The sequence below is a fragment of the Streptomyces anulatus genome, assembly GCF_014650675.1.
GTDB lineage: Bacteria > Actinomycetota > Actinomycetes > Streptomycetales > Streptomycetaceae > Streptomyces > Streptomyces anulatus.
The window spans coordinates 25,213-48,317 of the sequence record NZ_BMVK01000001.1 but is presented as its reverse complement, the minus strand read 5'-3'; the positions used below and the strand labels follow the sequence as shown (position 1 = coordinate 48,317).

Annotated in this window: 16 protein-coding genes; 9 read left to right on the top strand and 7 right to left on the bottom strand. The window is 71.2% G+C overall.

Annotated elements, in window-relative coordinates:
• Positions 1 to 40: 40 nt before the first annotated feature.
• Positions 41 to 3,133 carry an NACHT domain-containing protein gene (locus IE272_RS00205; RefSeq protein WP_190006003.1) on the bottom strand — a complete coding sequence of 1,031 codons (3,093 nt, stop codon included), beginning with the start codon at positions 3,131 to 3,133 and terminating at the stop codon, positions 41 to 43.
• A gap of 149 nt (positions 3,134 to 3,282) precedes the next feature.
• On the opposite strand from IE272_RS00205, the gene IE272_RS00200 reads away from it, so the two are divergent.
• From IE272_RS00200 to IE272_RS00190, 3 genes are read left to right on the top strand one after another with little or no spacing between them, the layout of a single operon-like run.
• Complete coding sequence (locus IE272_RS00200) at positions 3,283 to 4,290, top strand: sterol desaturase family protein (protein WP_190006002.1); 1,008 nt, start codon at positions 3,283 to 3,285, stop codon at positions 4,288 to 4,290.
• Positions 4,287 to 5,003, top strand: coding sequence for a lysoplasmalogenase (locus IE272_RS00195; protein ID WP_190006001.1), 717 nt, complete (start codon positions 4,287 to 4,289; stop codon positions 5,001 to 5,003). The genes IE272_RS00200 and IE272_RS00195 overlap by 4 nt, the downstream gene beginning before the upstream one ends.
• A 22-nt stretch (positions 5,004 to 5,025) precedes the next feature.
• Positions 5,026 to 5,952: an alcohol dehydrogenase catalytic domain-containing protein gene (locus IE272_RS00190; protein WP_190006000.1), complete on the top strand. Its 927-nt coding sequence runs from the start codon at positions 5,026 to 5,028 to the stop codon at positions 5,950 to 5,952.
• Positions 5,953 to 6,023: 71 nt separating this feature from the next.
• Here the strand turns inward: IE272_RS00190 and IE272_RS00185 are convergent, their stop codons facing one another.
• The gene (locus IE272_RS00185) at positions 6,024 to 7,562 is read right to left on the bottom strand and encodes a S8 family peptidase (protein WP_050358243.1); all 1,539 of its coding nucleotides are present in this window, start codon (positions 7,560 to 7,562) and stop codon (positions 6,024 to 6,026) included.
• A 332-nt stretch (positions 7,563 to 7,894) separates the two neighbouring features.
• Between IE272_RS00185 and IE272_RS00180 the strand changes: the two genes are divergently transcribed.
• From IE272_RS00180 to moaA, 3 genes are all read left to right on the top strand, one after another.
• Positions 7,895 to 8,260, top strand: a complete 366-nt coding sequence (locus IE272_RS00180; protein WP_050358244.1) for a DUF485 domain-containing protein — start codon at positions 7,895 to 7,897, stop codon at positions 8,258 to 8,260.
• Positions 8,257 to 9,900, top strand: coding sequence for a monocarboxylic acid transporter (locus IE272_RS00175; protein WP_007459431.1), 1,644 nt, complete (start codon positions 8,257 to 8,259; stop codon positions 9,898 to 9,900). The genes IE272_RS00180 and IE272_RS00175 overlap by 4 nt, the downstream gene beginning before the upstream one ends.
• A gap of 272 nt (positions 9,901 to 10,172) precedes the next feature.
• Positions 10,173 to 11,162, top strand: coding sequence for a GTP 3',8-cyclase MoaA (moaA, locus tag IE272_RS00170; protein ID WP_050358245.1), 990 nt, complete (start codon positions 10,173 to 10,175; stop codon positions 11,160 to 11,162).
• 73 nt (positions 11,163 to 11,235) lie between these two features.
• Here the strand turns inward: moaA and IE272_RS00165 are convergent, their stop codons facing one another.
• On the bottom strand, positions 11,236 to 11,493 hold the full coding sequence (locus IE272_RS00165) for a hypothetical protein (RefSeq protein WP_050358246.1): 258 nt from the start codon (positions 11,491 to 11,493) through the stop codon (positions 11,236 to 11,238).
• A 221-nt stretch (positions 11,494 to 11,714) separates the two neighbouring features.
• Complete coding sequence (locus IE272_RS00160) at positions 11,715 to 12,092, bottom strand: DUF3099 domain-containing protein (protein WP_050358311.1); 378 nt, start codon at positions 12,090 to 12,092, stop codon at positions 11,715 to 11,717.
• A 211-nt stretch (positions 12,093 to 12,303) separates the two neighbouring features.
• Here IE272_RS00160 and IE272_RS00155 point away from each other — a divergent pair, with 211 nt between their 5' ends.
• Together IE272_RS00155 and IE272_RS00150 are read left to right on the top strand one after the other, a co-directional pair.
• Positions 12,304 to 12,582: a GlsB/YeaQ/YmgE family stress response membrane protein gene (locus tag IE272_RS00155; RefSeq protein WP_056711732.1), complete on the top strand. Its 279-nt coding sequence runs from the start codon at positions 12,304 to 12,306 to the stop codon at positions 12,580 to 12,582.
• A 178-nt stretch (positions 12,583 to 12,760) separates the two neighbouring features.
• Positions 12,761 to 13,126, top strand: a complete 366-nt coding sequence (locus tag IE272_RS00150) for a cupin domain-containing protein (RefSeq protein WP_190005999.1) — start codon at positions 12,761 to 12,763, stop codon at positions 13,124 to 13,126.
• Between the two features lie 119 nt (positions 13,127 to 13,245).
• On the opposite strand, the gene tyrS is transcribed toward IE272_RS00150, so the two are convergent.
• The 3 genes from tyrS to IE272_RS00135 all read right to left on the bottom strand — a co-directional run bounded on the left by tyrS (position 13,246) and on the right by IE272_RS00135 (position 17,582).
• Positions 13,246 to 14,517 (bottom strand): tyrosine--tRNA ligase, encoded by a 1,272-nt coding sequence (gene tyrS, locus IE272_RS00145; protein ID WP_097966938.1) that lies wholly within the window; start codon positions 14,515 to 14,517, stop codon positions 13,246 to 13,248.
• 64 nt (positions 14,518 to 14,581) lie between these two features.
• Entirely contained in the window at positions 14,582 to 15,976 is a 1,395-nt protein-coding gene (locus tag IE272_RS00140) for a metallopeptidase TldD-related protein (protein WP_050358249.1), read from the bottom strand.
• 82 nt (positions 15,977 to 16,058) lie between these two features.
• A complete protein-coding gene (locus IE272_RS00135) occupies positions 16,059 to 17,582 on the bottom strand; it encodes a TldD/PmbA family protein (RefSeq protein WP_190005998.1) in 1,524 nt (507 codons plus the stop codon).
• 240 nt (positions 17,583 to 17,822) lie between these two features.
• Here IE272_RS00135 and IE272_RS00130 point away from each other — a divergent pair, with 240 nt between their 5' ends.
• Positions 17,823 to 23,105 carry a hypothetical protein gene (locus IE272_RS00130; RefSeq protein ID WP_190005997.1) on the top strand — a complete coding sequence of 1,761 codons (5,283 nt, stop codon included), beginning with the start codon at positions 17,823 to 17,825 and terminating at the stop codon, positions 23,103 to 23,105.

The following is a 23,105-nucleotide window of genomic DNA, read 5'->3' as shown; positions in this document are numbered from 1 at the left end:
AGTCCCCTATTCGGCCGTCTCCGGTGACGTGGTCGCGCGGTCAGCGGAGGCGGACGATGCGCTCGGGCGGGAAGAGTTCGGCGCCGGTGACGTGGGTGTTGTGGGTCAGGTGGATGGTCAGGTTTTCGGAGGCAGCGAGGGGAGCGAGATCGAACGGCTCCTCGTCCCCGTGGAGGGTGAGGGCAGTGAGGGATGGGAGTTCGCCGAGAGGGGTGAGGTCCAACTGCTGGTCGCCTGCTACCAGGAAGAGTTTGTGCAGCCTGGTGAGTGGGGCCATCAACTCCAGGTCGATGTTCGGCATGTACATCAGATGCATGCGCTCCAGGTTGTGCAGCGACGGCATCCGGCTCAGCTGCCGGAGGTGGGTCACGCCGTACAGGCTCAACGCTCGCAGACTCGTCCAGCGCTCCAGTCCCTCCAGGCTCAGGTAGCGGGTCTGCCGCGGCAGCTCGAGTTCGGTCACCTGTTCGCAGACCGGGAGTTCGCCGATGCTCTCCATGACGAAGGGGTGGCAGAGCGCCAAGAACCGGAGATCCGGCATGTTCGCGAGCGGGGACGGATCGAGTGACGGGTTGAGTTCGGCAAGGGACAGCCACTCCAGCCCAGGTCGTGCCAGGGGTTCGATGCAACGGATCCGTGGGCAGCCGCTCAACCCGATCTCGCGCAGGCGTGGCATGGCCGCGAGTGCGCTCACGTCCTCGATCAGGCTGTTGCGGTACACGAAGACCCGCTGCACGTCCTGCCGCGAGGTCACCTGGGAGAGATCATGGCGATCACCCGTCACGTGTACGTCGCTCAGATCGGGGATGTGGTGCAGTGCGGAGAGCTGCGCCTCGGTCTCCGCTCGCGCATAGCTGCCTTCCCAGGTACGGAAAGCCATGATCTCCCGCGCGTACGGCTCCGCGTCGAATCCTGCCCAGGCCTGGGACACGGCATCGCCGATCAACTCGTCCTCGTCGTCCCGGAACTGCTTCACCAGCTCGTACGCCGCTTCGCTGCCCACCGCCCCGGCCGTACGTACGACCGCAGCCGCTTCCCGATCGTTCAGCCCGTCCAGCATCGACGACAACAGCTCCAGTGCCAGATCGCCCACCTTGGCCAGCTCGTCGATGTCCTCCTGGCTGTCCGGCGGCAGCAGCCTCTCCGTCCGTGCCTCCACCTCCTCCCGCACCGTCGGATCCAGTTCCGGCGCATGGGCCAGACTCCCCGCCGCCAGCAGGACCAACCGGTGCCCGTGCTCGGGCTCCGCGTCCGCCCGCTCCAGCAAGGACGTGAGCAACGTCGCCCGCTCGTCCGGCCGGGCGTGACCCACCGCCATCTGCACCACGTCGTCCCACTGGTCCTCATGGGCGTGGCGGACCAGGACGCCGAAGTCACGGGCTTCCACGGCGGCCTTCGCGCCCAGGTAGTCCTGGAACGTCCGGTGCACGAAGTCCACCGCGCCCGGGGCCGGTTCGCGCAGGAGACCGCTCCGGTTGAGCAGGTGTGTGAAGACCTGGTCGGGGGCGCCCCGGACCTGCGACATGGCCCGCATCCAGTCGGAGATCAGAGACACCGCCTCGTCCTGCCGCGCCTCGACCAGCCCGTTGCGGATCAGCCAGTACGCGAGTCGTTGCAGCAGGGCCGTCTGCTCCTCGCGGGTCAGGTCGACGCCCTCCACCCCGATGATCTCGCGCTCCGTGTCGCGCCGGACCAGCAGCATGTCCAGCGCCGCGTCGTACAGCTCCTTGCGCGCCCGGGGCAGCTGCATCCGGCGGTCCCGGTTCAGCGCGCAGAGCAGGGCGCACATCAGCGGGTTCGTCGCGAGCAGTCCCAGGTCCCTGCGCGTCCCGACCGCACGGCGCAGGGCGTTCTCGTACGGGTCCAGCTCGGCGCGTTCCTCCTCCGAGCGGCACTCCGAGCGGGCCGCCCGGTGCCAGTGTTCGATGAAGGCGCGGACGTCCTCCTGGCTCATCGCCAGCAAACTGTGCGGCTCGAAGCCGGAGCTGGACAGCCAGGTCTCCGGGACCGCCGACGGGCGGGTCGTCACCACGTACCTGGCCCGCGGATAGGCGGCGATCAGGTCCCTCAGCCAGCGTTCCGTGCGCTTGCGGAGCCGGTCCGGAACCTCGTCGACCCCGTCCACGAGGACCAGCGCCCGGCCCTGTTGGAGCAGCCGGTCCGCCCAGCCGGGCGGGGCCGAGCCGTGCAGCGGTACACCGGCCGCGCGCAGGAAGTCCGCCGGGGCGGGCAGGACGTCGAGGGCCGTGAAGGCGCGAAGGCGCAGGACGAAGGGGACGCACCGGTTCCAGTCCGCCAGCTCGCCGCCGAACGTCTGCCGCGCGGCGTTCAGCGCCAGCCACTGCACCAGCGTGCTCTTGCCGGAACCGGCCGGGCCGCGCAGCAGCAGCCGGTCCCACTCGCCGAGGGCCTGCTCGATCCCGATCGAGGTCCGGACCGGCTGCCCCGGAACGTGCCCGCCGTCGACCTCGTAACCGCTGACCGAGAGACTGATGTAGGCCGTCTCCAGCGGCCACCCGCCGGCCGACCGCCCCAGCGTCAGCCCGAACAGCTCCACCCGGCCGTTGGCCGTCGCCACGAACTCCGCGTACCGCCGCTCGAAGTCCAGATCCGCCGCGTCCGGGCGCGGCCCGACCCGGTCGCGTACGTCCTCCACCAGTTCCCGCGTCCGCCCCGTCGCGCGGACCTGCTCCACCGCCGCCCGCGCCGCGAACGACGGGTGTGCGGTCAGCTGCTCCACCAGGTGCGCACAGCAGCGGCCGAGCAGGTCCTCGTACAGGTCGACGGCCCGCGCCGACAGCCCGGCGGCGGGGGCCGACAGCTCGGCGCGCAGTCGCTCGGGGTCCAGCTCCAGGGCGAAGAGCCGTCCGGCGTCCGGCTCGTCCGCCGCCGCGAACGTGTCCTGTACGGAGGTGAGCGCGGCCAGCCGCTCGTGCTCGGGCAGGTCGGCGAACGCATCGGCCATGCGGCCCGCGAGCACCTTCGCCAGCCGGTCCGGCTTCGCGGGGCGGGGGAGGGGGCGCACCGGATCCGGGACCAGGCGCGCGCCCGGCCCGGGGGTCAGCAGTGCCTTCGCCGCCGCGCCGATCACCGTCGTGGCCAGCCGTAACAGGGCAACTTCCGTACCGGACACGTGTGTTCCTCCCCCTCGGCGGCACGCGTTCCGTAGATCCTACGGCCGGCCCCTTGGCAGAAGGTGCCAAAGACTGCTGACGCCAGGTCTCGCATACTTGTGGGTAACAACGTCTAGCCCTCGCCGACCAGCGGCCCTACGGTGCTCGCATGGAGCCGAACCTGCCCGATGTCGTGCTGTGGTCAATACCGGCCTTCGTGCTGCTCACCGTGATCGAGATGGTCAGTTACCGCCTCCACCCGGACGAGGACGCCGCCGGGTACGAGACCAAGGACGCCGCCACCAGCCTCACCATGGGCATCGGCAGCCTGGGCTTCGACCTGCTGTGGAAGATCCCCATCCTGGCGATCTACATGGGGGTCTACGAACTGACGCCGCTGCGGGTGCCCGTGCTGTGGTGGACCGTCCTGCTGATGCTTCTGGCCCAGGACTTCTTCTACTACTGGTCCCACCGGGGCCACCATGTGATCCGGATCCTGTGGGCCTGCCACGTGGTCCACCACTCCAGCGAGAAGTTCAACCTCACCACCGCACTGCGCCAGCCCTGGACCTCCGCGACCGTCTGGCCCTTCTACCTGCCGCTGATCGCCTGCGGGGTGCACCCGGCGGCGCTCGCGTTCTGCCAGTCGGCCAACCTCGTCTACCAGTTCTGGGTGCACACCGAGCGCGTCGGCAAGCTCCCGCGCCCCTTCGAGTACGTCCTCAACACGCCCTCCCACCACCGCGTCCACCACGCCTCGCAGGGCGGCTACCTGGACCGCAACTACGGCGGGATCCTGATCGTCTGGGACCGGATGTTCGGGTCCTTCGCGGCCGAGACCGAGCGGCCCGTCTACGGGCTCACCAAGAACATCTCCACCCACAACCCGCTGCGCGTCGCGACCCACGAGTACGCCGCCATCGCCCGGGACGTCAGGGCCGCCGACACCTGGAGCGAGCGGGCCGGACGGGTGTTCCGCGGGCCGGGCTGGCAGCCGGTGCCGAAGGCAGGAGCGGCTGGAGCGGGAGAGGGGGTGGGAGCGGGGACGGAGGCCTCGGCATCCGCCCCCGTACCCGCTCAGGCCACCGCCTCCGCGCCCGCCACCGCCTCCGCGCCCGCCGCCGCCTCCGCGCCTGCCGCGGCCTCCGCCGCCCCGGCCCCGGAGCGCACCCCGTGACCGCCACCGCGTCCCGCCCCGGCGGCACCGGGCACGGCGGACGCGCCGAGCGCTTCGCCCGCCCCGTGCTCCTCGCCTTCCTCCTCGCCGCCGCGGTGGACCTGGTCGGGCTCCTCGCCGGGGCCGACACCGTCCACTTGGTCGCCAAGCCGCTGCTGATGCCGCTGCTCGCCGGGTACGCGGCACTGCGCGGCGGACCCCGGCTGCTCGTCGCGGCCCTGCTGTTCGGGTGGGGCGGCGACGTCTTCCTGCTCGCCGACAACGACCTGGCGTTCCTCGTCGGCATGGGCTCCTTCGCCGTCGGCCATGTCTGCTACCTGACGCTGTTCGGCCGCGACCGGGCCCGCGCGCCACTGGCCACGGGCGCCGGATACGTCCTCGTCCTCGTCGTCTTCCTCGTGCTGATCTGGCCGGACCTCCCGGCGGACCTGCGTATCCCGCTGACCGGCTACAGCCTGCTGCTCACCGCCATGGCCTGGCGGGCCGGCGTGCTCGGCCCGTACGCGGCGGCCGGCGGGGCGCTCTTCCTGCTCTCCGACGCCCTCATCGCCACCGGCATCGCGGAATGGCCGCAGGCGCCCGCCCCCGACTTCTGGGTGATGCTCACCTACATCGCCGCCCAGGCCCTGCTGACCCTCGGGGTGCTCACCGCGGCCCCGGCCGGGGGAACCGGGCGAACCGGGGCGTACCGTGAACGGGGTACCAGCATCTGAGACCGGCAAGGACCCCGAACGTATGCGCGCCACCGTTATCCACGCCCCCCACGACATCCGGGTGCAGGAGGTGCCGGACCCGGGGATCCAGCAGCCCACCGACGTGGTGCTCAGGGTCCTGCGGGCCTGCATCTGCGGCAGCGACCTGTGGGCCTACCGGGGCGAGTCGGCCCGGCGGTCCGGTCAGCGCATCGGCCACGAGTTCCTCGGCGTCGTCGAGGAGGTCGGCCCCGGGGTGAACGGCTTCGCCGTCGGCGATCTGGCCGTCGCCCCGTTCGTCTGGTCCGACGGCACCTGCACCTACTGCGCCGAGGGCCTCACCACCTCCTGCCCCGAGGGCGGCTTCTGGGGCTCGGTCGGCCCGGACGGCGCGCAGTCGGACGGCGGCCAGGGCGAGGCCGTCCGCGTCCCCCACGCCGACGGCACCCTGGTCAAGCTCCCGGCCGCCGCCGCATCCGACGACCGCCTGCTCACCGCCCTGCTGGCGCTCTCCGACGTCCTGGGCACCGGACACCACGCCGCCGTCGGCGCGGGCGTCGCGCCGGGCGGCACCGTCGCGGTCGTCGGTGACGGCGCGGCGGCCCTCGCCGCCGTCCGCGAGCTGACCCGGGGCGAGGGCGCGCACAGCGTCATCGAGGCCGTCGGCACCGAGCAGTCGATGCGCACCGCCCTCGGCATCGTCCGCGACGGCGGCTCCATCGGCTACGTCGGCGTCCCGCACGGCAGCGCCACCGGCGTGGACCTCGGCGTGATGTTCGGGCGGAACATCGCCCTGCGCGGCGGCGTCGCCCCCGTACGCACGTACATACCGGAGCTGCTCCCGGACGTGCTGGACGGCACGATCGACCCGTCGCCCGTCTTCGACCGGTCCATCGGCCTGGACGAGGTGCCCGTCGGCTACAAGGAGATGGACGAGCGGACCGCTCTGAAGGTCCTGATCACGCCGTAGCGCCCCGACACGGGGCGAGGGCCCGGGGAGAACGTTCTCCCCGGGCCCTCGCTCCTTGCTCGGTCACGTGCCTACCAGCGCACCGCGTCCAGCGCGTCGACCACTCCGGCCCCGTAGAAGCCGTTGTAGTTCTTGCCGCCCTCGCAGACCGCGTCGATGACGCCGTCACCGTTGATGTCGTACGGCTCACCGCACGCCTTCGCGTCCGCCTCGAGCGTCAGCAGCGCCTTCACCGCGGCCGGCGAGGCGTAGGGGTGCTTCGACTTGATCAGCGCCACGACGCCCGCGACGTGCGGGGACGCCATCGACGTACCGGCCTTGTAGCCGAACTTGCCGCCCGGCAGCGTCGACAGGATCAGCCCGTTGACGGCCGGCGGCTCGGGGGTCTGGTAGACCGTCGAGTCACCGCCCGGGGCCGCCACGTCGATGATGCCCTTGCCGTAGTTCGAGTACGAGGACTTCAGGCCCTTCGCACCCGTCGCGGAGACCGTCACGACACCCGGCAGCATGGTCGGGATGTCCGGGCACGCGCTCGGGTCGACCGTCCGCGTGACCGCCTCGGTGTCGTTCGGGCTGGTCGTGTCCTCGATCGCGTCGAGCGCCAGGTCGTGGCGGGAGTTCCCGGCCGCCGCGACGTTGACCGTGCCCTTGCGCTCCGCGTACTTCACGGCGCGGGTGAGGGCGTCGACCAGGGCGCCCTGGTCCGGGTCGTTCTTGCAGTTGAACAGCCACGGGTCGGTGTAGTAGCTGTTGTTGGTCACCTCGACGCCGCGCTCGGCGGCCCAGAGGAACCCGCAGACGACGGCCTCGGTGTAGAAGAACCCGTCCGGGTTCGACACCTTGATGCCCGACACCTTCACGCCCGGGGCGACGCCGGTGACGCCGGCGCCGTTCTTCGCGGCGGCGATGGTGCCCGCGACATGCGTGCCGTGGTCGCTCTCGCCCGCCGCCGGACGCCAGGAGCCGGCGGTGGTGTCCGGAGCGCCCGACACGCAGTTGGCCGAGGCGCCGGTGTCGAAGTTCGGGGCCAGGTCCGGGTGGGTGTCGTCGACGCCCGTGTCGATGACGGCGACCGTCACCTTCTTCGAACCCAGCGTCTTCTCGTGCGCCTTGTCCGCCTTGATCGCGGGCAGCGACCACTGGAGGGGCTCCAGCGGGTCCTCGCCGGCCTTCGCGTCCGCGGCGGCGGCCGCCGCCTGCTCGGCGGTGAGCGGCTGTGCTATCGAGCCGACGTCCTTGGTGGCCTGCGGGACGATCGGGTTCGTGCGGGTGGCGCCCGCCGACTCCACGCCGCGTACCCGACGAATCGTTTCGCCGAACGCGGGGTTCTGCGAGTGGACGACGATGACGCCGATCTGCTCATAGGCGATGACGACAGTGCCGCCGGCCTTGGCGATCGCCTTCTTGACGTTCTTGACGGTGCCGTGGCCGCCCCGGGTGTTGACCACGTAGGACAGCTTCGGCCCGTCGGTCCGCACACTCGCGGAGGTCTGCTCGCCGGTGGGCGCCGCCGTGGCCGTCGCCGTCGGCAGGAAGCCGAGCGATGCGGTCAGCGCGAGTCCGACGGGCACCGCGAGTGCGCGGGTCCGTCTCGATGCCAGATGAGCCATGGGTTCTCCACATCATCCGTGCCGAACGACCGGACACCTGGCGTGCTCGGTCGCGTACATGACGAGTGAAGCTATCGCTGATCATCCCGGTGCATCAACGCTTACGGGCAAGTGAGTTCGAAGAGTGACCTGTGCGGCTGAATGTGGACGGGGGACTTCCGGGCAACCGGACGCACCGCGACACCTCCGAGAAGGCGAAAGACGCGGTGAACCGGTTCGTCGCGCCCTCCGTGCCGTTGTCCAGGAGGCACATCACCGACCCCCCGGTATCGAGGCTTCCCATGACACCCACCGTCCCCCAGACCACCGCACCCGCGTCGCGAGGAGATTCCGTGGCTACCGATGCACCGCCGCCCGAGGGCGGTTCGCCCGCCGGCCCCGTCCAGCCCACCACCGAGGCGTTCGTCGCGATGCAGGCGAGCCCGGACTTCGCCGACCTGCGCCGCTCCCACCGCTCCTTCGCCTTCCCCCTGACCATCGCCTTCGTGACCTGGTACCTGCTCTACGTCCTGCTCTGCAACTACGCGGGCGGATTCATGGCCACCGAGGTCGTCGGCAACATCAACATGGCGCTCGTCCTCGGACTCGCCCAGTTCGTCACCACCTTCCTCATCGCCTGGCTCTACTCCCGGCACGCCGCCACCAAGCTCGACCCCAAGGCCGACGCGATCAAGTCCCGTATGGAGGCCGACGTATGAGCGCCGCCCACGCCCTCTATCCCACCGTCCAGCTCGCCGCCACCGAGGGCGCGAGCGAGCACCGGCCGCTGATCATCACGCTGTTCGCCGCCTTCGTCGTGGCGACCCTCGTCATCACCGTGTGGGCGGGCCGCCAGACCAAGAGCGCCTCCGACTTCTACGCGGGCGGCCGCCAGTTCACCGGATTCCAGAACGGACTCGCGGTCTCCGGCGACTACATGTCCGCCGCGTCCTTCCTCGGCATCGCCGGAGCCATCGCGCTCTTCGGGTACGACGGCTTCCTGTACTCCATCGGCTTCCTCGTCGCCTGGCTCGTCGCCCTGCTCCTGGTCGCCGAACCGCTGCGCAACTCCGGCCGCTACACCATGGGCGACGTCCTCGCCTACCGGATGCGCCAGCGCCCCGTCCGCACCGCCGCCGGCACGTCCACGATCGTCGTCTCGATCTTCTACCTGCTGGCCCAGATGGCAGGCGCGGGCGTCCTCGTCTCGCTGCTGCTCGGCATCACCAGCGACGCCGGGAAGATCCTCATCGTCGCCCTGGTCGGCGTGCTCATGATCCTCTACGTCACCATCGGCGGCATGAAGGGCACCACCTGGGTGCAGATGGTCAAGGCCGTCCTGCTCATCGCGGGCACCCTGCTCATCACCTTCCTGATCCTGCTGAAGTTCAACTTCAACATCTCCGACCTGCTCGGCACCGCCGCCAGCAACAGCGGCAAGGGCGCGGCCTTCCTGGAGCCCGGTCTGAAGTACGGCGCCGACAGCGTCTCGAAGCTGGACTTCATCTCGCTCGGCATCGCCCTGGTCCTCGGCACCGCCGGCCTGCCGCACATCCTGATCCGCTTCTACACCGTGCCCACCGCCAAGGCCGCCCGTAAGTCCGTGAACTGGGCGATCGGCATCATCGGCGCCTTCTACCTGATGACGATCGTGCTCGGCTTCGGCGCCGCGGCGATCCTCAAGCCCGGCGACATCATCGCCTCCAACAAGGCGGGCAACACCGCGGCGCCACTCGCCGCACTGGAGATCGGCGGCGGCTCCGGATCCACCGGCGGCGCCATCCTCCTCGCGGTGATCTCCGCCGTCGCCTTCGCCACCATCCTCGCCGTCGTCGCCGGACTCACCCTCGCCTCCTCCTCGTCCTTCGCGCACGACATCTACGCCAACGTCATCCGCAGGGGGCAGGCCACCGAAAAGGAAGAGGTCCGCGCCGCACGCTGGGCCACCGTCGCGATCGGCGTCGTCTCCATCGGCCTCGGCGCACTCGCCCGCGACCTGAACGTCGCCGGGCTCGTCGCCCTGGCCTTCGCGGTCGCCGCCTCCGCCAACCTGCCGACGATCCTCTACAGCCTCTTCTGGAAGCGCTTCACCACGCAGGGCGCCCTCTGGTCCATCTACGGAGGCCTCGCCTCCTCCGTGCTGCTGGTGCTGTTCTCGCCGGTCGTCTCCTCCAAGCCGACCTCGATGTTCCCGGACGTCGACTTCGCCTGGTTCCCGCTGGAGAACCCCGGCCTGATCTCGATCCCGCTCGGCTTCCTGCTCGGCTGGGTCGGCTCCCTGCTCTCCAAGGAGAAGCCCGACACGGACAAGTACGCCGAACTGGAGGTCAAGTCCCTCACCGGCGTCGGAGCCCACTGAGCACACCGGGACGGGCCCCTTCGGATCGTCACCGACGGGCCCTTCGGCTCATCACCCACGGTCGGCGGCCGGGCCGCGTCGTAGAGTCCTACGACGCGGCCCGGCCACGCCTCGTGGCAAACGGGCCACCCCGATGTCAGCGGTCTCACGTAGGCTCGGTAGTACCGGAACCCCGAAGGGCCGACGTCTCGCACGAGGCGACGACCCGGCAGGGGTGACGGCCCGAAAAGAGCGACCGCACCACCGCGGACACACCGGGGGAGGGGCCCACCGTGCTCATCGACACCTACGACCGGGTCGCCACCGACCTGCGCGTGTCACTCACCGACAAGTGCAACCTGCGCTGTACCTACTGCATGCCCGAAGAGGGCCTTCAGTGGCTCGGCAAGAGCGAGCTGCTCTCCGACGACGAGATCGTGCGCCTGATCCGTATCGCCGTCACCTCGCTCGGCATCACCGAAGTCCGCTTCACCGGCGGCGAGCCCCTGCTCCGCCCCGGCCTCGTCTCCATCGTCGAGCAGTGCGCCGCGCTCACCCCGCGCCCCCGCATGTCGCTCACGACCAACGGCATCGGACTCAAGCGGACCGCCACCGCCCTCAAGGCCGCGGGGCTCGACCGGGTCAACGTCTCGCTGGACACCCTGCGCCCCGACGTCTTCAAGACCCTCACCCGCCGCGACCGCCACAGGGACGTGCTGGACGGCCTGGAGGCCGCCCGCGAGGCCGGGCTCACCCCGGTGAAGGTCAACTCCGTCCTGATGCCGGGACTCAACGACGACGAGGCCCCCGAGCTGCTCGCCTGGGCCGTCGCCCACGACTACGAACTCCGCTTCATCGAGCAGATGCCGCTCGACGCCCAGCACGGCTGGAAGCGCGACGGCATGATCACCGCCGGGGACATCCTCGCCTCGCTCCGCACCCGCTTCACCCTCACCGCCGAGAGCGACGAGTCCCGCGGCTCCGCCCCCGCCGAGCGCTGGACCGTCGACGGCGGCCCGCACCGCGTCGGCGTGATCGCCTCCGTCACCCGCCCGTTCTGCCGTGCCTGCGACCGCACCCGGCTCACCGCCGACGGCCAGGTCCGCACCTGCCTCTTCGCCCGTGAGGAGACGGACCTGCGCGGAGCACTGCGCGGGGACGCGCCGGACGAGGAGATCGCCCAGCTCTGGAAGACGGCCATGTGGGGCAAGAAGGCGGGCTCCGGACTGGACGACCCGTCCTTCCTGCAGCCCGACCGCCCGATGTCGGCGATCGGCGGCTGAGGCCCGGGCGGACGAGGCTCAAGGACCCTGCGCCCATCTGCGCTCAAGGCCTCCGGCCTCAAGGCCCCGAAGCTCAGGCCCCGGTCTCCTTCCCGTCCCCGGATCCCCATTCCTTCAGCGCCACGACGTCCTTGAGGAAACCCCGTACACCGAGGAACGAGGACAGATGCTCCCGGTGCTCGTCGCAGGCCAGCCAGGTCTTGCGCCGCTCGGGCGTGTGCAGTTTGGGGTTGTTCCAGGCGAGCACCCACACAGCGGCGGCCCGGCAGCCCTTGGCGGAACAGAGCGGGGCGCCGGTGGGACTCTCGGCGGATGTCTCGGGAAAAATCACGTGACCCAGCCTAAGTCAGGTGCTCCACGAGCTTTCTGACGCATCCCCGGCCGGAGAAAGGGCGACGCCGAGCAGCCACGGGGGGAGCTGCCCGGCGTCGGTCCGTCGCTCCGACGGGGGATGCGGAGCGCCTTCGAAGTATGTCACGGGGACCGGGGTGCGGTGCACCGGAACGTCATGATTGATCTGAGCTTTTCTTGAGCTTCGCGGGACGTGCGGGCTCAGGTGTGCTCGTGCGGCGGCCGGGCCGTGCCGGACGCGCCGCCGGAGTCCCCGGGCTCCGCGGGACCGGGCACCGGCGCGGCCTCCAGAGCGGGCTGCAGCGGCATCTGCACGAACGTCGTCGGCAGCGAAGTCACGTTCTCCCGGCCCGCGTTGGCGATGACCACCGCAACGTACGGCAGCAACACCCCCAGCACGAGCGCCACGATCGCCACATGCCGCTCCACGTTCCACAGCACCGCGGCCAGCACCACCGACACCGTGCGCACCGACATCGAGATCACATAGCGTCGCTGCCGGCCGCGAACGTCGTCCGTCAGTCCCTGACGGGCGCCCGTGATCCGGATGACCTCCGTACCCGCGCTCTTCCGCGCCATGCTCCACCACCAGATCTCGTCGCCGGACGCTCCCGGCCCGGGCCGCATCCACGGTACGCCCGGCACCGGCCGGGCAGGCGACCGGGGCGGCCGAACGAGGGGTAGCGGGCGCGGCGGGCGAGTCCCTCGGACGGCGCAACCGGGCATGCGCCGACCGGGCGGTGGGCCAAGACTGGGCGGACGCGCACTCCGCGCCGTACGAGGAGGCGAAATGAGCTGGTTGTGGGCAATCATCGTGGGATTGGTGCTCGGTGTCATCGCCAGAGCGATCCTGCCGGGTAAGCAGGACATCCCGCTCTGGCTGACGGCCGTGTTCGGCATCCTCGGCAGCATCCTCGGCAACGCCGTGGCCGGCTGGATCGGTGTGGAGGACACCAAGGGCATCGACTGGATCCGTCACCTGCTGCAACTGGCGGGCGCCGTGGCGGTCGTCGCCGTCGGCGACATGGCCTGGCAGTCCTTCCGCGGCAGCCGCAAACAGCGAACCTGACCCACCGGGTCACCCCAGCGCCGCGGCCGGACACGCTTTCCTCGCGTGTCCGGCCGCGGCGCTCTGCTGCGGGCGGCCGGTGAAGCGGCGTACCGGGCTCGCGGGGTGCGGTTCCCGGGCCCAGACTGGAAGGGAGGATCTCTTGCTGCGTCCTTCGACAGATGAGCAAGGAGGAACCATGACAGCCACGACGCGGAAGGACACTCCTGTCGTCATCGAGGGCGACGGAGTGGAGCTGCGTGTTCAGGACTTCGGCGGAGACATGTCCGTCGCCTTCGTGAAGTTTCCCGAGGGCACCGACATGGCGCCGGCTCTCAAGGGTCTGGCCGACGACCTCTGCCCGTGCCCGCACTGGGGCTATCTCTTCAAGGGCCGGCTGAAGATGCGGACGCCCCGCGGCGACGAGGTCTACGAAGCGGGTGAGGCGTTCTACTGGTCGCCCGGACATGCCCCGATGGCGCTCGAGGACTGCGAGTACATCGACTTCTCGCCGGCCAAGGAGTTCAACGAGGTCGTCGACCACATCAAGGCGCAGGCGGGATGACGGTCGTCATGTGAGGGCCGGCCGACGTCCCACGGCCCGCACGACGGCCGGACCGGGCCCTGCCGCGACCGGACACCCGAAGAAAGGTGTCCGGCCGCGGCACTGTGACGCGGGGAGGATCAGCCCGCCGGGACGAGCTCCACGGCCGCCAGGTTCTTCTTGCCCCGGCGCAGCACCAGCCAGCGGCCGTGCAGCAGCTCCCCGGCGGACGGTGCGACTTCGCCGTCGACGACCTTCACGTTGTTCACGTAGGCGCCGCCCTCCTTGACCGTGCGGCGCGCCCCCGACTTGCTGGGCGCCAGACCGACCTCCACCAGCAGGTCCACCAGCGGACCCAGCTCGGCGACGGTGGCGTGCGGCACCTCGGACAGCGCCGCGCTCAGCGTCGCCTCGTCCAGCTCGGCCAGGTCGCCCTGCCCGAACAGCGCCTTCGACGCCGCGATGACCGCGGCGCACTGCGCACCGCCGTGCACCAGCGTGGTCAGCTCCTCGGCCAGCGCGCGCTGCGCGGAGCGGGCCTGCGGCCGCTCCTCGGTCAGCTGCTCCAGCTCCTCCAGCTCAGCACGGCTCTTGAAGCTGAGGATGCGCAGGTAGCGCGAGACGTCCCGGTCGTCCACGTTCAGCCAGAACTGGTAGAACGCGTACGGCGTCGTCATCTCCGGGTCGAGCCAGACGGCGCCGCTCTCCGACTTGCCGAACTTCGTCCCGTCCGCCTTCGTCATCAGCGGTGTCGCCAGCGCGTGCACGGCGGCGCCCGGCTCCAGCCGGTGGATCAGGTCGATGCCCGCGGTGAGGTTGCCCCACTGGTCGCTGCCGCCCTGCTGAAGGGTGCAGCCGTGCCGGCGGTACAGCTCCAGGAAGTCCATGCCCTGGAGCAGCTGGTAGCTGAACTCCGTGTAGCTGATGCCCTCCTGCGACTCCAGCCGCCGGGCGACCGAGTCCTTGGTGAGCATCTTGTTGACCCGGAAGTGCTTGCCGATGTCCCGCAGGAACTCGATCGCGGACATACCCGCGGTCCAGTCCAGGTTGTTGACCATCGTCGCCGCGTTCTCGCCCTCGAAGGCGAGGAAGGGCTCGATCTGCCCCCGCAGCCGCTGCACCCAGGCCGCGATGGTCTCCGGGTCGTTGAGCGTGCGCTCGGCGGTGGGCCGCGGGTCACCGATCTGACCCGTGGCCCCGCCGACCAGCGCGAGCGGCTTCAGCCCGGCCTGCTGGAGCCGCCGCATGGTGAGCACCTGCACCAGGTGCCCCACATGCAGGCTGGCCGCGGTCGGGTCGAAGCCGCAATAGAAGGTGACGGGACCGTCCGCGAGAGCCTTGCGCAATGCGTCCTCGTCAGTGGACTGGGCGAACAGCCCGCGCCACTTCAGCTCGTCGACGATGTCCGTCACGGTTCCGGTGCTCCTTATGACTGGTAGAGATGCTGGTAGAGATGTACAGGTCAGTCTAGGCGGGTCACACCCCCGGGCTGACCGAGCTCATGTTGAAGTCCGGGATGCGCAGCGCGGGCATCGCGGCCCGGGTGAACCAGTCGCCCCACTCGCGCGGCAGCGTCTTCTCCGTACGCCCCGCCTCCGAGGCCCGGGACAGCAGGTCCACCGGCGACTCGTTGAACCGGAAGTTGTTCACCTCGCCGACGACCTCGCCGTCCTCGACCAGATAGACGCCGTCCCGGGTCAGCCCGGTCAGCAGCAGCGTCGCCGGGTCCACCTCGCGGATGTACCAGAGGCAGGTCAGCAGCAGCGCCCGCCCGGACGTCGCGGCGACCATCTCCTCCAGGGACCGCTCGCCGCCGCCGTCCAGCAGCAGGTTGTCGATGCCCGGGGCCACCGGAAGCCCGGTCAGGCCCGCGGTGTGCCGGGTCGTCGTCAGCCGCTCCAGCTTCCCTTCCCGGACCCAGTCCGTCGGGGCCAGCGGCAGCCCGTTGTCGAAGACGGAACCGCCGTCGCCGGAGGAGTGGGCGATCACGAACGGCGCCGACTCCAGACCCGGCGCGTGCGGATCGCTGCGCAGGGTGAGCGGAAGCGGGGAGAGCGTCTCGCCCAGCCGCGTACCGCCGCCCGGTGTGGAGAACACCGTCCGGCCCTCAGCGGCGTCCCGCGCGGTCGACGACCAGAGCTGGTAGATCAGCAGGTCCGCCACCGCGGCCGGCGGCAGCAGCGTCTCGTACCGGCCGGCGGGCAGCTCGATGCGCCGCTCCGCCCAGCGCAGCCGCTGTGCCAGCTCCGCGTCCATCGCCGCCGGGTCGACGTCCTTGAAGTCCCGGGTCGCCCGGCCCGCCCACGTGGAGCGCGTACGGTCCGGCGACTTCGCGTTCAGCTCCAGGGTCCCGTTCGGCTGGTCGTGGCGCAGCCGCAGCCCCGTCGATGTCCCCAGGTAGGTGGAGGTCAGCTCGTGGTTCGCGAACCCGTACAGCTCGCGGCCCCCGGCCCGGGCGCGCGCGAAGGCGTCGCCGAGCGCCGGGGCGAAGTCGGCGAAGACCTCCGAGCCGGTCTCGGCGGGCGCGTCCGTGAAGTCGGGGGAGGAGGGCACCCCGCTCACCAGCGGCTGCGCGTCCTCCGCCGGACCCGCGCCCCGTGCGGCGGCCTCGGCGGCGCGCACCAGCGGCTCCAGGTCGTCCGTGGTCACCGCGGACCGGGAGACGACGCCGGACGCCGTGCCCTGCGCGCCGTCCACGGTCGCGATGACGGTCAGGGTCCGCCCCCGGGTCACCCCGTTCGTGGTGAGCGCGTTGCCCGCCCAGCGCAGATTGGCGGACGACTGCTCGTCGGCGATGACCACCAGGCCGTCCGTGGTGGACAGCTCCAGGGCCCGCTCGACGATCTCGTACGGCTTGCTGACGCGGCTCATCGTCCGGCCTCCTGCGTCGTATTGAGACTGTGCCTGCCCGGGGGACGACCCCCGGACCCCCAGCCGGTTCCGTGGTCGCGGCTCATCGTCCGGCCTCCTGCGTCGTATTGAGGATGTTGACGCCCCGGAAGAGGGCGGAGGGGCAGCCGTGCGAGACCGCCGCGACCTGGCCCGGCTGGGCCTTGCCGCAGTTGAAGGCGCCGCCGAGCACGTACGTCTGGGGGCCGCCGACCTTCTCCATCGAGCCCCAGAAGTCCGTGGTCGTCGCCTGGTACGCCACATCCCGCAACTGCCCGGCCAGCCTGCCGTTCTCGATGCGGAAGAACCGCTGCCCGGTGAACTGGAAGTTGTAGCGCTGCATGTCGATCGACCAGGACCGGTCGCCGACCACGTAGATCCCGCGCTCCACCCCGCCGATCAGGTCCTCCGTCGACAGCCCGCCCGGGTCCGGCCGCAGGGACACGTTCGCCATGCGCTGTACGGGGACGTGGCCCGGCGAGTCCGCGTACGCGCAGCCGTTGGAGCGGCCGAGGCCCGTCAGCTTCGCGATCCGGCGGTCCAGTTGGTAGCCGACGAGCGTGCCGTCCTTCACCAGGTCCCACGACTGCGCCTCGACGCCCTCGTCGTCGTACCCGATCGTCGCGAGCCCGTGCTCGGCCGTGCGGTCACCGGTCACGTTCATCACGGGGGAGCCGTACGCCAGCTTGCCCAGCTGGTCGAAGGTGGCGAACGAGGTCCCGGCGTACGCCGCCTCGTACCCCAGCGCCCGGTCCAGCTCGGTGGCGTGGCCGATCGACTCGTGGATGGTCAGCCACAGGTTCGACGGGTCGACGACCAGGTCGTACGCCCCCGCCTCGACGCTCGGCGCGCGCATCTTCTCCGCGAGCAGCCCGGGGATCCGGTCCAGCTCGTCGTCCCAGTCCCAACCGGTCCCGGTCAGGTATTCCCAGCCCCGGCCCGCCGGCGGCGCGATGGTCCGCATCGAGTCGAACTCACCGCTCGTGCCGTCCACCGCGACGGCGGTGAACTGCGGGTGGATCCGCACCCGTTGCTGCGTGGTGACGGTGCCCGCCGTGTCCGCGTAGAACTTGTTCTCGTGCACGGTCATCAGGGACGCGTCCACATGCGCGACCCCCTCCGCGCCCAGCAGCCGCCCGCTCCACTCGGCGAGCAGGGCCGCCTTCTCCTCGTCCGGCACGGAGAAGGGGTCGACGTCGTACGCCGAGACCCAGATCCGCTCGCCGTGCACCGGCTCGTCCGCCAGCTCGACCCGCTCGTCGGAGCCGGCCGCCGCGATCACCTTCGCCGACAGCTTCGCCATCGCGACGGCCTGCGAGGCCACCTTCGCGGCGGCGTCCATCGTCAGGTCGACGCCCGAGGCGAACCCCCACGCACCGCCGTGCACCACACGCACCGCGTACCCGAGGTCCGTGCTGTCCGACGCCCCGGCCGGCCGGGCGTCCCGCAGCCGCCAGGAGGCGCTGCGCACCCGCTCCAGCCGGAAGTCGGCGTGGGTGGCGCCGAGCGCCCGCGCTCTGGCGAGCGCCGCGTCGGCCAGCGCGCGCGACGGCAGGGCCAGGAATGACTGATCTACCTCGTGGGGCACAGGGAGTTCCCTTCTCGATACACCACGGCAGTGAACCATGCCTCCCCGCGCCGCATACGGGCAGTTCGGCCGCGCCCCGGGGCGGAGCCTGACCTTCCGTCATGAGATCCGCCAACTCCATGGACCCCGGAGGCGCTGCGGTGAGAAGATCCGCCTGTGCACGGGTGGCCGGTGGGGCTGAGCCCGGTTCTTCCCCAAGTCCCCCGGAGTTCCGGGCCGGAGAATGAGGTCATCGTCCTGATGGAGAGAACCGCGCCCGCCGTGGCCGCGCAGGACGTGTTGGCGGAGTTGCGCAGTTCGGGGCAGCGGCTGGCGGCCGCCCTGCGCGCGTCGGCCATCGCAGTCGAGGCCGGGACCGTGCCGGTAGCCGGTGCCGCCGACGAGCTGATCCGGTGGACGGGCGACCGGGCCAGGGTCGCCGAGACCCTGGGCGCGGAGGGCTGTCCGTGGCCCGCGGACGCCGGGTACGAGGTGGCCGAGTCCGCACTCGCCCGCGTACACAGCGCTCGGCAGGAGCAGGCTGAGGCGCTCCGGCACAAGGCGGCCTCGTACACCCAGCTCCTGGAGATGGCCGACGAGGGGGAGGAGGCCGACGACCTGCGGCGCCATCTGCATCGCATCCAGAAGCAGTTGGAGCAGTACGGCGATGTGGTCGGCACCGTTCTCCCGGAGGCCTCCGGCGCGGTCGCGAGGCCGCCGGGCACCGGTGCGGGAGCGGAGTCGGAGGGGGAGGCTGCCGGAGAGGCAGGCCTCGACGAGGGCGGAGGGACCGGAAAAGGGGAGGTCGGACCGTCTGAGGAGGCTCCCGATCCACCCGAGGAGGCGGAGCTTGCGAGGCCCGTCCCTGACGCTGTTGCCCCACCGGATGAGCGTCCGGCCCCGCGGCGGCGTCCGGATCCCGTACCGGAGCAGCCGGAGCCGGTGCTCTGCGAGACGCCCGAACAGGCGCCGGAGGCCGAGCCGGCCGAGCCGGCCGCACCTTCCGCCGAGGCCGAGCCGGTCGCGGCCGATTCCGCCGCCGAAACGGCAGCCGAGAGCCCGGCGGGGCTCCGGTCGCGGCAGCCCGCCCCGCCGAGTGAGGAGTCGTGGCCCGAGGGTGTGGACCACCCCGACTGGGACCCGCGGGCGCCCTGGGACACGGGGACGGTCTCGCCCGTGGTGCGCCTGCTCGCGGAGGGCCGGGTCGCCGAGGCGTACTGGATGACCGTCGCCTCCGACGAGAGCCCCCTACGAGCCAGAGCCCTCGCCTTCGCCACCGCCGCCTTCGGCTGTGTGTCGGACACCGAGGCCACCCCCGTACAGATCGCACACGAGTTCGAGCCCACCTTGGCGGCGGAGGACCGCGAAGCGCACCTCGTCGCGCTGGCCGCCGCGCTCCGGACCGGCGTCACCACCCGCTGGCCGCACGTCCTCATCAGCGGGTTCGTCTCACCGGCCGGTCTCTCCGGCCCCTGGCAGCACCTGCTCAACGTCATGGTTTCCGCCGTCCGTGACGGGAGAGTCTTCGAGCCGGGCATGCTGCAGACCGACGAAGGCCGGCTGGAGGCCAACGCCCGCGACGAGATCGGCCGCACCGCTCGCAGGCTGCTCGACGACCTCCCGCGCCGCAAGATGAAGTACCAGCGCGCCTCCCAGGTCCTCCAGCACCTGGTCGGCCCGTCCGGGCGGCTCCGTCAGGCGCTGAACCGGGTCATCGAATGGGCCGAGGGCAACCAGGGGGCCGAGGCGGGCGGATTCCGCGTCCTCGGCGAGGAACTGTGGCGCCCCGAGGACATCGACCGCCTCATCCAGGAGACCGACGCGCTGTTCCGTACCTCCAAGCAGGCGAAGGAACCGATAACCGCAGGTGCGCTGCGACAGCTCCACACCGCGTGCCGCTCCGTCGGAGAGGTCATGATGCGGGCCGAAGCCGCGGCTGCGGCGACCCGCCCTCAGCCCGGGGCCAACGAGCGGGGTATTCCCGAGCTGGTCTCGGTGGTCCGCGACCTGGCGGACCACCCCGAGCCGACCAGCGTGGGCGGTGCCGCGCTCGGGCTGCTGCGCAGGTGGCTCGCCGGCGAACCTGTGCCGCTGACGGAGAGCGCGGAGCGCATCCGGGAGAACGGCGGCCCGGTCCCGCCCTCCGACTGCCTGCTGGGCCTGCCCGACCTGCCCCGAGGGCCTGACGGCGAACCCCGGCTCGGCGACCCGCGGACGGCCCTGCGGATGGCGGCTCTCCTGGCCCCTGGGGACGCGGAGTCGGCACTCGACCGCTATCTGGAGAACGGCGATCTCCACCTGGCCCGCGCGCTCATCACGGCCGCCGAACGCGAGCCAGCCGCCTTCGGCACCGGTCCGGAGTGGGCCGACGCCGCACAGCCGCGCCTGGCCCAGGGGCACGAGGACTGGCGCCGGGAGGTCGGTTCACGCCACCGCGCCGCCGCCGGACTGCTGGCCCAGATGCGGACGCTCAACCAGCTCGCACCCGACCGGGAACGCGAGTTCGCCGGTCGGCTGCAGGAGTTCGCCGACGGGGAGGAGACGGGGCGCTACCGCTTCGCCCTCGACTCGCTGCACGCCCTGGAGACGGAACTGTCCTCCCTGGTCCACGAGGCCACCCGCGCCCTCCGACAAGACCTGGCCCAGCTCCGCCGGGACCCGGATCACCCGATGGACCCGGTCGACCACGAGCGCATCGCGCGCCTCATCGACGAGGGGGACACGGTCACCGCCCAGGAGTTCCTCGCGCTCGCGTCGAGCCACCAGTCCCTGCCCGAACGCATCGCGGACGAAGGCGACGAACTGGCGGGCTTCCTCGCCGGCGTCGTCGCCCCCGACGCGCCCCGCGCTGGAGGAGAGGGCGTCGAAGCCCACTGGTGGGCCGACCGGTACAGCGACCCCAGCGCCTCTCTCACCCAGGCGGCCCGCGCGGGACTCGACTCCTGGCGGTCCCTGTGCACCAAGCAGGGTCGCAGCAGCGAGTGGCAGCAACACCTGCCCCGGGTGCTGAGACTGCTGGGCCTCGAACTCTCCGGGAGCCAGCTTCACACTGACCGTGCCGCCCTCGGCCAGGGAATGCGTCGCTTCAAGGTGCGGGCGAACGTCGCCGAACGGGTCGGCTACGTCGCGGCCCTAGGTTCACGCGCCACGTCGTACACGGTCCTGCTCGTCTGGGAGGAGCAGCCCGCCGACGGGCCGCTCGCTCACCTGGAGGACGCCGACGTGGGCGCCAACATCGTCCTCTATCTGCACCCCCTCGGCTCCGAGGGGCGGCGCAGCCTCGCGGAGTCGGCCCGCTCCTTCGCTCAGCAGGCCCTTGTCGTCGATTCCGCCGTCATGGGCTGGATGGCCGCGCGAGCCCCAGGGGCCTTCCGGTCGCTCCAGCGCGTGACCCTGCCCTGGGCGGCGTACAACCCTTACACCCCCTTCGTCGCCGGGCTCGTGCCGCCCGAGGTCTTCTACGGGCGCGACGACGAGATGCGCGAAGTCATGGGGCGCGAGGGCGGGATGTTTCTCTACGGAGGCCGGCAGCTCGGCAAGTCCGCCCTGCTGCGCCGGGTTGCGGAGATTTTCCCCAGCCGCTCCGACACGCACGTCGCGGTCTACCTGGACCTGCTCAAGGCCGAGATCGGCCACGCCGAGGCGCCGGAGCGCATCTGGAGCAGGCTGGTGGAGGACCTCAAGCGCAAGGGGGTCTTCAACAACAAGATGTCCGAACAGGCTGGCCCCGAAGTGGTGGTGAAGAACCTCCGGGCCTGGCTCGACGAGGACGACACCCGCCGCGTGCTGGTCCTCGCGGACGAGGCGGACGCCTTCCTGAACACCGACTCCCGTCGCGCCTTCCGGGTCGGCAGCGAGTCGACCTTCCCGAACGTCATGCTGTTCCAGCGGCTCATGGAGCAGACGGAACGCCGCTTCAAGATCGTGTTCGCTGGTCTGCACCAGGTGCAGCGGTTCGGCCACCTCTCCAACGTCTCCACCGTGCACGGCGGTCCCGACGTGCTGGTCGGCCCGTTGGGCCAGCAGGCCGCCATCCGGCTGGTCACCGAGCCTATGGCCGCCCTCGGCCACTCCTTCGAGCGGGCCGAGCTGGTGTGGCGGATCCTTGCCATCACCAACTACCAGGCCAACCTGGTGCAGATCTTCTGCCGCGAGCTGGTGCGCACCCTGCACTCCCGCCCCTACGCGTTCTCCGACGGACCGGTGCGTATCACCGAGGACGACGTGCAGAAGGTCGCCGCTTCGGAGACCGTACGACGGCAGATCGCCGAGCGGCTCCGCTTCACGATCAACTTGGAGGACCGCTACCGGGTCCTCGCCCTCGTCATCGCGTTGCGCAGCCTCAAGGACGGCTACCGGGGCGACTACACGGCGAGCGCCCTGCTGCAGGAGGCGCGGGAGGCGTGGCCGCAGGGCTTCGAGATGCTGAGTGCCAAGCAGGCCCAGATTTTCCTGACCGAGATGGTCGGCCTCGGCCTGCTCATCCAGCTCGGTGACCGGTCCCGGTTCGCGGTGCGCAGCCCCAACGTCGTGAACATGCTCGGCACCCGTGAGGAGCTCGAACTCGAGCTCAAGGAAACCGAGTTCGGTCTGCCATACGACTACAACCCACGGGCCGCGCGACGGATCCTGGGCCGGGACCGGCACAGCGTGCAGCGCTACAGTCCACTGACCGAGGAGCAGTTGCACGACACCGCCCAGCCGGGCGTGAGCGTCATCGGCACGACCGAGCTCTTCCGACCGGAGCTGGTGCGGCAGGCGGTGGTCGCCTTCGCCGAGAACCGGGGCGTGGAGGTGCTCAAGCACGAGCGCGGTGGAGACCTTCCGGCGCTGGTCAAGCAGCGCAGGCGCAAGGCGCACCTCCTCATCGCCGACCTCCGCGGAAGCAGCGCGGGAGAGCTGCGCACAGCGGTACAAGTGCTGCTCAACCACGCCGGTCCGGCCTCCGACGACCTGGTCAGGCAGGTCGCGGGCCGCACCAGCAGCACCGCGAACCGTTCCGCCGTCGTGGTGGCCGACGCGGCTGCGGTCGCCGAAATGGAGGCGGCCGCCGGGGAGGAGCTCTCGGTCCGGCATCTGCGGCCGGAACGCTGGACGGCCGACGCGCTGCGCGCGTGGTCCGAGTGCCCGTTCGTCTCCCGCGAGGACCGGAGCCGACTGGTCGCGGCGACCGGAGGGTGGCCGCACTGGATGGAGGCGGCGGTGACGGATGTTTCGGTACACGGCTCCACTCTCGTGCAGGCCGTCGAGCGCATCCGGGCCGTCATCGACCGGCCGGCCAACGCGGATCTACACCTGCGCCGGTCCGGTCTGGACGCCGGAGACCTGGACCTGCTCACCGCCTGGACCAACTACGTCGAGGAGGGGCAGGGCGCGCCGCTCGACGATGTCCAGGCCGCGGTCGAGCTGACCGAACCGGAGACCGATGAGTGGCTGACCCGGCTGGAGCGGCTCGGCCTCCTCGACACCACCGACCAAGGCTTCGTCGTGGAACCGGTGACCTACCGCGCGGTGCGCGCGAGGGCTGCCGCCGGGGAGAGGTGA